At 61.4% G+C, this 9,728-nt stretch carries 10 protein-coding genes; all 10 read left to right on the forward strand.

From position 1 onward, the window contains the following. Positions 1–489 (forward strand): tRNA guanosine(34) transglycosylase Tgt (locus VF515_02800; GenBank protein ID HEX7406559.1); only part of this gene is annotated, 489 nt, incomplete at its 5' end. Between the two features lie 297 nt (positions 490–786). Next, positions 787–1,116, forward strand: a complete 330-nt coding sequence (gene yajC, locus VF515_02805) for a preprotein translocase subunit YajC (protein ID HEX7406560.1) — start codon at positions 787–789, stop codon at positions 1,114–1,116. Between the two features lie 121 nt (positions 1,117–1,237). Then, positions 1,238–2,821: a protein translocase subunit SecD gene (gene secD, locus VF515_02810; protein ID HEX7406561.1), complete on the forward strand. Its 1,584-nt coding sequence runs from the start codon at positions 1,238–1,240 to the stop codon at positions 2,819–2,821. Positions 2,822–2,932: 111 nt separating this feature from the next. Then, positions 2,933–4,162: a protein translocase subunit SecF gene (gene secF, locus VF515_02815; protein HEX7406562.1), complete on the forward strand. Its 1,230-nt coding sequence runs from the start codon at positions 2,933–2,935 to the stop codon at positions 4,160–4,162. 217 nt (positions 4,163–4,379) lie between these two features. Continuing rightward, positions 4,380–5,123, forward strand: a complete 744-nt coding sequence (locus VF515_02820) for a TonB family protein (protein HEX7406563.1) — start codon at positions 4,380–4,382, stop codon at positions 5,121–5,123. Between the two features lie 288 nt (positions 5,124–5,411). After that, positions 5,412–6,167 (forward strand): MotA/TolQ/ExbB proton channel family protein, encoded by a 756-nt coding sequence (locus tag VF515_02825; GenBank protein HEX7406564.1) that lies wholly within the window; start codon positions 5,412–5,414, stop codon positions 6,165–6,167. Positions 6,168–6,284: 117 nt separating this feature from the next. Then, positions 6,285–6,752 carry an ExbD/TolR family protein gene (locus tag VF515_02830; protein HEX7406565.1) on the forward strand — a complete coding sequence of 156 codons (468 nt, stop codon included), beginning with the start codon at positions 6,285–6,287 and terminating at the stop codon, positions 6,750–6,752. A gap of 67 nt (positions 6,753–6,819) precedes the next feature. Further along, entirely contained in the window at positions 6,820–7,260 is a 441-nt protein-coding gene (locus tag VF515_02835; protein HEX7406566.1) for a biopolymer transporter ExbD, read from the forward strand. 136 nt (positions 7,261–7,396) lie between these two features. Continuing rightward, a complete protein-coding gene (locus tag VF515_02840) occupies positions 7,397–8,215 on the forward strand; it encodes a tetratricopeptide repeat protein (GenBank protein ID HEX7406567.1) in 819 nt (272 codons plus the stop codon). A gap of 221 nt (positions 8,216–8,436) precedes the next feature. Beyond that, positions 8,437–9,728, forward strand: a 1,292-nt coding sequence (locus tag VF515_02845; protein ID HEX7406568.1) for an acetyl-CoA carboxylase biotin carboxylase subunit, incomplete at its 3' end; no start/stop codon positions are given.

A 9,728-nucleotide genomic window follows, 5' to 3' on the forward strand; every position in this document is an offset into this window, starting at 1 on the left:
GAACTCGATCTCCCCGGCTACGCTATTGGCGGGCTCAGCGTCGGCGAGCCCCGCCAACTGACTCGCGAGATCGTCGAGTCCACACTGGAGCATCTTCCGAAAGACAAGCCCCGCTACCTGATGGGTGTGGGCACGCCGGAAGAAATCGTCGCCTATGCCGGTCTCGGTGTGGACATGATGGATTGCGTGCTTCCCACGCGCGCCGCCCGCCATGGACTGGTGTTCACCTCGGAGGGCAAGGTCAATATCAAGAACGCCCGCTATGCCCAGGACGAGGGCCCGCTCGACCCGAACTGCGGGTGCAAGGTCTGCGCCCGCTATTCCCGCGCCTATTTGCGCCACCTGTACGCCACCGGCGAGATCCTCGGGCAGGTCCTGAATAGCGTCCACAACCTGGCCTACTACCTTGACACCATGCGCCAAGTGCGGCAATCTATAGAGCTTGGGGAATTCAGGAATTCCTTTCCGGTATCCGGTCTCAGAATTTGAAGTCCCCATGCCAACGGGAAGATCCGGCCTCGCTCCTCAAGCCGGGTGCCCTACCCTGACTGATTTTGGAAGGGTGGGCGTGGCGCCGGTGCCGGGGAGCTCCCGGGACCCTGCAGCGATCCACCCGTAGGAACAAATTGTTGCATCGGTGTGTGTGTGCCCCATCCTGACCGCTTTTGCAAGGGTGCTTGGGTGCCCCACCCTGACCGGTCTTGGAAGGGTGGGAGAAGCAGACACCAAATCCGCCGCGCCCTTGGTGAAGTATGGGACCGGAAAGGCACGAGGAGAACTCAGGAGTTGACCAGCTTGCAATCGATAACGGCAATCCTGGCCCAATCGACGGGCGGGGGCGGCGGCATGGTGATGTGGCTGCCCTTGATACTGATCTTTGTAATTTTTTATTTCCTGCTCATTATGCCGCAGCAGAAACGGCAGAAGAAGTGGCAGCTGATGTTGAACGAGCTCAAGACGGGTGACCGCGTCATGACGCAGGGCGGTATCGCGGGCACCATCGTCGCCCTGCGCGACACCTCGATTCATCTCCGCGTTCCGCCCGATAATCTGCGGCTGGAAGTGAGCAAGAACGCCGTCGTCTCCGTAATGGGACCGGAAGAATTGAAGAGCTAGTTGCTCGTTGCCAGTTGCCAGTCGTCAGCTGTTCCGGCGACTGAAAGCTGACAACTGACAACTGACAACTGACAACATGAATAAGACCTTACTCTGGAAAACAGTTTTCATTATCGCGGTAATGCTGGCTTTCCTTATCGGCATTATCGGGATTCCGAAGGGACTGAACGGCCAGTCGCTCATCGCCTCGATTCAGGACCGCATTCACCTTGGCCTCGACCTCAAGGGTGGTACTCACCTCATTCTCCAGGTCCGGGTCAACGAGGCGGTGAACTCCGACAGCGATCGCGCCATCGAGACGCTCAAAGAGCAGATGCGCGCCAAGAACATCGCCTACGCCGACGTCGCCAAGCCCGATCCGGTCAATAATTCCGATCGCGTCCTCATCAAGGGCGTTCCACCCGAATCGGCCGCCGACCTGCGCAGCGTCGTGCAGGACCGCCTTTCCGATTACGACCTCAGCTCCGGCCCGGAAAATTCCTGGGTGCTGGCGATGAAGCCGCAGACGCTCAAAGACATCAAGACGCGCGCCGTGGCCCAGGCCATCGAGACCATCCGCAACCGCATCGACCAGCTCGGCGTCAGCGAGCCGGTCATCGAGGAGCATGGTCTGGGTCAGTACCAGATCCTGGTACAGCTCCCCGGCGTTGACGATCCTGCCCGGGTCAAGCAGATCATGCAGTCCACCGCCATGTTGGAAATCCGGCAAGCGGTTGACGGGCCATTTCCCACCGAACAGGCGGCGCTCCAGGCGCACAACGGCATCCTCCCGCCGGACACGGTGCTGCTGCCCGAAGGTCCTCTGATGAAGCGCCGCGCCGGCAACACCCAGGACACCGGCGATCAGTTCTATATCGTTTCGCGTACCGCGGCCGTGAGCGGTCGTGATCTTCGTGACGCGCAGATGACGCGCGACGAGAACAACCGTCCCGCCGTCGGCTTCACCCTCACCGCCGAAGGCGGCCGCCGCTTCGCGCAGTTCACCGGCGCCCACGTCAACGACAAGCTGGCCGTCGTGCTTGACCACAAGGTCCAGCAGGTGGCTACCATCCAGGAGCAGATCCACGATCAGGGCCGCATCACTGGCAGCTTCTCCGAAGAAGAGTCCAAGGACCTTTCCATGGTGCTGCGCTCCGGCGCTCTGCCGGCGGGCATCACCTACCTGCAGGAGAGCACCGTGGGCCCCTCGCTGGGGGCGGATTCCATTCGCCACGGCGTGCTGGCCGCCGTCATCGGCATGCTCGCGGTCATGGTCTTCATGCTGGTGTACTACCGCGGCGCCGGCATCAACGCCGACCTGGCGCTGATCCTGAACCTGATCATCCTGCTTGGGTTCCTCGGTTTCAGCGGTGCTACCTTGACCCTGCCCGGAATCGCCGGCGTGATCCTGACCGTCGGCATGGGCGTCGATTCCAACGTGCTTATCTTCGAGCGTATTCGCGAGGAGTTGCGCAACGGTAAGACGGCTCCTTCCGCGGTGGAACAGGGATTTGGCCGGGCCTGGGTGACCATCGTGGATACGCACGTCACCACCATCGTCTCCGCCTTCATCCTGTTCATCTTCGGTACCGGCCCGGTGAAGGGCTTCGCCGTCACGCTGACCTTCGGTCTGCTGGCCAACCTGTTCACCGCCGTGTTCGTATCGCGCGTGATCTTCGACGCGCACGTGAACAACCTGAAGCGCGGCGACGCGCTGAGCATTTAATCGGTCGATGGCCGTTGGCCATCGGCTCGATCTGGGAACGGTTTTTGTTAGTGATTTGACTTGCCGGCCCTCGACCATCGACCGCCGGCCATCGACAAAGTAGGGCAATTCATGGAGTTTTTTCGGAACCCGAATATCCAATTTCTGAAGTACAAGTGGTACTTCCTGGCCTTCTCGCTGGTCTTCAGCCTTGCCGGCCTCATCTCGATGGGTGTCCGCAAGCACAACACTGGCGAGTGGGTCCCGCTGGGCGTTGAGTTCCGCGGCGGCACCGTGGTGTACGTGAAATTCACCCATCCGCCCGACAACAATGCCATTCGCTCCGCCATCGACAAATCCGGCCTGCACAACGCCCGCATCCAGCGCTTCGGCGAAGCCAAGAACAACGAAGTGCTGATCGCGCTCGATATCAAGGAGACCAGCGAACAGGCGCTCGACCAGGGCAAGAATCAGATCATCGGCGCGCTCGAACCGGTCACTCCTGCCGCCGGCAAGAAAGACCTCAACAACGCCAGCGCCCTCGACGTCTCCGAATTCCTGATGTCGAAGGACCCGCTGCACGCCGGTACCGACGCCGCCCAGCGCTATGCCGCCCTCGCCCAGCAGATCACCAGTTTCCGCGACAAGGACAGCGGCGGCGTACTCAGCTCCGTGAACGATGTTTCCCGCGGCGGTATCGCGGCGGAGGTGGTGGGCTCGCTCAACGATGGGTTCTACGTTTCCGACTTTGCCGTCCGTAACGTGGAAATCGTCGGCCCGCAGGTTGGACAGCAGCTCCAGACGCAGGCCAAGCTGGCCATTCTTTATTCGCTGCTCGGCATGCTCGTGTACTTGTGGTTCCGTTTCGAGCTGATTTACGGCGTGGCCGCCGTCGTCGCCTGCTTCCACGACACGCTCATCACCGTCGGCGCGTTTTCGCTTTTAAATATTGAAATCTCGCTCACCGTCGTCGCCGCCGTCCTCACCCTGGTCGGCTATTCGATGAACGACACCATCGTGGTGTTTGACCGAATCCGCGAGAATGTTAAACTGCTGCGCCGCGAATCACTGGCCGAGATTGTGGACCGCAGCATCAATCAGACGCTGAGCCGGACCGTGCTCACGTCGGGCCTCACGTTTTTGACCGTGTTGTCGCTTTTCCTCTTCGGCGGAGAGGTGCTGCACGGGTTCTCGTTGGCTTTGGTGATCGGTATCGTGATCGGCACGTATTCGTCGATCTTTATCGCTTCGCCAATGCTGGTTGCATACCAGGATTGGCGTTTGCGCAAAGCTCGACAGCCGGCCCAGGTGGCGGTAGCCTCCGGACGGCGCGACCGGGAAAAGGTACGGGCGAAAGGTTAAACCTTGGTCCTGTGCCGGTCGCATGGGTCCTTGGTGCCCCTCACGTCGGCGCTTTTCTGATGTGCGGGAAATGGGTTCAGGAGTTCTGGCGCGCCTTGCCGGGAGATGTCCGGGTCGCAAGAAAAAATCGGGGCACCTGCCCGACTGCAGGGAGCAAATTTCGCGTCCCCGGTGTCTAATGTAGACATTGGGACAGTCTGTACCGGAGAACAGGATTATGTTTGAAGACAGCCTCATCGAATCAGGCGGACGGTTCGGGGCAAAACGGCGTGGCGCTACTACCGTGGTCTCGTTCATTTTGCAGGGGATTCTGTTGGGAATCCTCATCCTGATCCCCCTGATCTACACGGAAGCGCTGCCCAGGCAGCAGTTAATGACCTTCCTCGTGGCCCCTCCCCCTCCTCCCCCTCCTCCCCCTCCGCCGGTTGCGGCGGCCGTGGTGAAGGTGGAGAAGATCATCAGCGAAGTTGATCAGGGCGCGCTGCGCACTCCCACCAAGATCCCGGAAAAGGTCAAGATGATCAAGGAAGAGGACACTCCTCCTCCAACCTCCGGTATTGGCGGCGTCGTCGGTGGCGTGCCGGGCGGCGTTCCGGGCGGCCAGATGGGCGGCGTGATCGGCGGCATCATCAGCTCGACTCCGGTGGCCGTGCCCAAGGTGGCGACTCCGACACGCGTTCGCGTTTCGCAGGGCGTCTCCCAAGGCTTGCTGGTCCACCAGGTGAAACCGACCTACCCGGCGCTGGCGCGCCAGGCGCGCATCCAGGGAACGGTGGTGTTGCAGGCCGTGATTGCCAAGGACGGCACCATTCAGAACCTGCATATGGTCAGCGGCCACCCGATGCTGGCGCCGGCGGCCATCGAAGCCGTGAAGCAGTGGCGCTACAAGCCCTACTTCCTCAACGGCGAGCCGGTGGAAGTCGAAACGCAGATTACGGTCAATTTCACGCTCTCCGGCTAACTGGGTGGCCCACCCTGGCGCCCGCGTTTGGCGAAGGGTGGGAGGCAAGACGATCCAGGCAGTATTTTCTCGGAGATATCTTTTTGGAGAAGCGGTGGCGGGCAGCTTAGGACCCGCCGCTGCCATCCTAACCAGCACAGGATTTGCAAGCTGCTGCCGGCAGCTTTCGCAAGCTTCTGGGTCTGGACGGTTTTAACCACCCTGCTGATGTGCAGAGACGGCGCTTCAGCGGGACGCTAGCAAGGCAAATCGCCGATTCGAAGTGTTTTGAGGAGGAAAAAGCAACTCATGCTCGTCACAAACTTGGCAACTGTGGTTTACTCGAATGCCCACACCGTCGCTCTCTGGATGTTCCAGGAAGCAGCGGTGTCATGGGATCCCATCTCGCTGTGGCATCAGATGGGCATTCTGGCAAAGATCGTCGTCATCATCCTGTTCATCATGTCAGGCTGGTCGATTGGCGTCATGATCGACCGCTGGATGGCGTTCAGCGCCGCCCGCAAGCAGTCGCGCGCATTCGCTCCGGCCGTCGCCGGCGCCCTGCGTGAAGGCAAGATCGACGAAGCGATCCGCGTCGCCGAACGTAGCAAGAAGAGCCACCTGGCGAAGGTCGTCACCGCCGGCCTGCAGGAATTCAAGGCCCACGGCGAAAGCAACGATATCCCGGGCGAGCAGATCGAAGCCAGCCTTCGCGCCCTCGAGCGCGCCGAAGCCATCGTCCACGCCGAACTGAAGCGCGGACTCGGTGGTCTGGCCACCATCGGCGCCACCGCCCCCTTCGTCGGCCTGCTCGGCACCGTGGTCGGCATCATCAACGCGTTCAAGGGCATCGCCGAGAACAAGGCGACCGGTCTGGGCGCGGTAGCCGGCGGCATTTCCGAAGCCCTGGTGACTACGGCCGTCGGCCTGTTCGTCGCCATCCCCGCCGTCATGATGTACAACTACCTGTCCGGCCGCGTGGAAGCGTTCGACGTCGAAATGGACAACAGCTCCAGCGAGCTGATCGACTACTTCCTGAAGCGTCGCGGCATGGCCCGGAAGTAACGGCGAACGTAACGCGCGAGCATGAGTTGGGTGCCCCACCCTGGCCGATTTTGCCAGGGTGGGGCGCCAAAGCCTGCCGCCGCGCGACACCTGCCGCATGGCCGGTAGCGAGGAAACATGGCAATCGCAAAGCGAATTATGGCAGTCAACTCCACCATCAACGTCACCCCGATGGTGGACGTGATGCTGGTCCTGCTCATCATCTTCATGGTCATCACGCCCATGCTGCAGAAGGGTGTCAGCGTGGACTTGGCCAAGACCAATAATCCGAGCCTGATGCCCGACGCGGAGAAGGAAGACGCGTTGCTGGTCGCAGTCACCCGCGACGGCAAGGTGTACTTCATCAGCGATCAGATTGCTCCCGATCAGTTGACCAACAAGATCAAGGACAAGCTGGCCAGCCGCACCGACAAGCGCGTGTACGTCCGCGCCGATGCCCGTGCCAAGTACGGCGTCGTGGCCGAAGTGGTCGATAACGTCCGCGCCGCCGGCGTGGACCAGTTGGGTCTGCTCACCGAGCAGCGCAGGCAGGGCGCGCCTCCGGCCCCGCCGTCGGCTACGCAGACTCCGGCGGCCCCGAAATAGGTTTGCTGCCCCACCCGCACTGCTTTGGGAAGGGTGGCTGAGATTAAGTAGTAGAGAGGATTTCTGTATGTCAATGACAGTTGGCTCGGGCGGCGGTCCTTCGGCGGACATGAACGTCACGCCCCTCATCGACGTCCTGCTGGTGCTGCTGATCATCTTCATGGTCATCACCCCAATGACGCCCAAGGGGCTCGATGCCCTCGTTCCGCAGCCACCCAAGGACCAGAAGCAGCAGACTACGCCCAACGATCGCACCGTCGTGGTCCAGCTCCTTCAGGGCGGCGGTGGCGGCCAGCCGGCCCTCAAGATTAATCAGGAAGACGTCACCTGGGACAAGCTCCAGGGCCGCCTCGAGGAGATCTACAAGACGCGCGCCGAGAAGGTGATGTTCGTGAAGGCCGATCCCGAGCTGTTCTTCGCCGATGTGGCCCAGGTCATCGACATCGCGCACTCCGCCGGCGTCGAAAAGGTCGGCCTGATCACCGCCAAGATCGAGCAGGGCGGATAACCATTGTGCGATTTACCGATTGGGTGATTTGCTTGCGACTCGCGCCAATCACCCAATCACAAATCACTGAATCACAAATCGTTTTTATGGGTGCGCTGCCAGACACCAACCGGTGGCGGGCCCGATGGAGAAGCAAATGAACAGAGGCGCACGAATCCTGGCGTTTCTCGCCGTGGTCCTGGCCTTGATGGGCTCCACCGCTTGCAATAAGCTGCGTGCTCGCGATCAGCTCAACAAGGGTGTCCAGGCTTACAAGAACGCCAAGTACGAAGAGGCGATCGAAAGATTCAAGAACGCGGTGGCGCTCGACCCCGGACTCATAAATGCCAAGCTTTATCTGGCTACCGCGTACGCCAACCAGTATGTTCCCGGCGCCGATACGCCGGAAAACAACAAGAATGCCGAGCAGGCCATCGACGTCTTCAAGGACGTCCTGAGCACCAATCCCCACCACGAGGCGCAGGTCAACAGCTTGAAGGGCATCGCCTCGCTCTACTTCCAGATGAAGAAGCTGGGCCAGGCCAAGGAGTACTACACCAAGGTGAAGGACCTCGATCCCAACGATCCCGAGGTCTACTACTCCATCGGCGTGATCGATTGGACCGAGACCTACCAGCCGCGCATGGAAGAAAAAGCCAAGCTCGGCCTGAAGCCCGAAGAGGCCATCAAGGATAAGAAGGTCTGCGAAGAGCTGCGAGCCAAGAACACCCCTTCGGTGCAGGAAGGCATGACCGTGCTGCAGAAGGCGATCGAGCTGCGGCCCGACTATGACGATGCCATGGCGTACCTGAACCTCATGTGGCGCGAGCAGGCCGACATCGAGTGCGGCGATCCGCAGGCCCGCGAGGAAGACCTGAAGAAAGCCGACGACTGGGTCAAGAGGACGATGGCCGTCAAGGCCGAGAAGGCCCAGAAGATCGCCAATCAGCCCGGTGGCATCACCGTCGACAAATAAATAGGTCCGAAGCGCCAGGCGCAAGGCCTCCGTCTCTCGCTCCAGCTCACCCGAAAGCCCGGTCAAGAGATCGGGCTTTTCTCTTGCTCTATCTCCCTTCGTGTCCCTTCGTGTCCTTTGTAGTGAGTTTTCGGCCGCTTCCGCAAATCGGCCGCACAGGTTATTGTGATGTGCCTCATTGGCGGCGGTTCCAGTGAGGGTTACATTGAATTGCTTTGCCTATGTTCAAGAAAGTCCTGATTGCCAATCGCGGCGAGATTGCGGTGCGCGTCATTCGCGCCTGCCGCGAACTCGGCATCCGCTCGGTCGCCGTTTACTCCGACGTCGACCGCGCCTCGCTGCACGTCCGCAAGGCCGACGAGGCCTACCCCATCGGCCCCGCCACCGCGAGCGAGTCCTACCTGAATATCGGCAAGATCCTTGACGTCGCCCGCCGCAGCGGCGCCCAGGCCATTCATCCCGGCTACGGATTCCTCTCCGAGAACGCGCACTTTGCCCGCGCCTGCGAGGATGCGGGCGTGAAGTTCATCGGACCCACCGCCGCGGCGATGGAAATGATGGGCTCCAAGACCCGCGCCCGCCAGGAAATGGAAAGGGCCGGTGTGCCCTTCGTGCCCGGTTCCTCGCGCGGCCTCGATTTCGGCGAGATGCAAACGCTCGCCGGGCAGATCGGCTATCCGGTCATGTTGAAGGCCGCGGCCGGCGGCGGCGGCAAGGGCATGCGCGCCGTGCATTCGGCGGCCGAACTGCGCAGTGCCTACGACGGCGCCCGCAGCGAGGCGCAGAGCGCCTTCGGCGACAACGAGGTCTACCTCGAAAAGCTCATTGTCAACCCGCGTCACATCGAGATGCAGGTCCTGGCCGACGAGCACGGTCACGCGGTGTACCTCGGCGAGCGCGAGTGCTCGTTGCAGCGGCGCCACCAGAAAGTCCTGGAAGAATGTCCGTCGCCCATCGTCACGCCCGACATGCGCCGGCGCATGGGCGAAGTTGCCATTCGTGTCGTCAAAACCGCGCGCTATACCAACGCCGGCACCGTCGAGTTCCTCGTCGATGAGCAGCGCAACTTCTACTTCCTCGAGATGAACACGCGCCTCCAGGTGGAGCATCCGGTCACCGAACTGGTCACCGGCCTCGACCTGGTGCAACTGCAGATCCAGATTGCTGCCCGCGAGGCGCTTCCGTTTCAACAACAGCATGTCACCCAGCGCGGCCATGCCATCGAGTGCCGCATCTACGCCGAGGACCCCGACAACAATTTCTTCCCCAGTCCGGGCATGATCACGATGCTGATCGCGCCGTCGGGCCCGGGCATCCGGCGCGACAGCGGCATGTACGAGGGCTGGACCGTCCCCATGGAATACGATCCGCTACTCGCCAAGCTGGTCGGTTACGGCGAGACGCGCGCGCAAGCCATAGCGCGGCTGCAACGCGCGCTCTACGAGTACTTCGTCGGCGGCATCAAGACGAATCTCAGCCTCTTCCGCCGCATTTTTCAGGACCCCGATTTCCG

The sequence above is a fragment of the Candidatus Binatia bacterium genome (assembly GCA_036382395.1).
Lineage (GTDB): Bacteria > Desulfobacterota > Binatia > HRBIN30 > HRBIN30 > JAGDMS01.

Excerpts from the sequence above, each read along its gene's own strand:
- secD (HEX7406561.1), top strand. The coding sequence starts at position 1,238 with ATGCTGGCTTTCCTTATCGGCATTATCGGGATTCCGAAGGGACTGAAC.
- secF (HEX7406562.1), top strand. The coding sequence starts at position 2,933 with ATGGAGTTTTTTCGGAACCCGAATATCCAATTTCTGAAGTACAAGTGG.
- VF515_02820 (HEX7406563.1), top strand. The coding sequence starts at position 4,380 with ATGTTTGAAGACAGCCTCATCGAATCAGGCGGACGGTTCGGGGCAAAA.
- VF515_02825 (HEX7406564.1), top strand. The coding sequence starts at position 5,412 with ATGCTCGTCACAAACTTGGCAACTGTGGTTTACTCGAATGCCCACACC.
- VF515_02830 (HEX7406565.1), top strand. The coding sequence starts at position 6,285 with ATGGCAATCGCAAAGCGAATTATGGCAGTCAACTCCACCATCAACGTC.
- VF515_02835 (HEX7406566.1), top strand. The coding sequence starts at position 6,820 with ATGTCAATGACAGTTGGCTCGGGCGGCGGTCCTTCGGCGGACATGAAC.
- VF515_02840 (HEX7406567.1), top strand. The coding sequence starts at position 7,397 with ATGAACAGAGGCGCACGAATCCTGGCGTTTCTCGCCGTGGTCCTGGCC.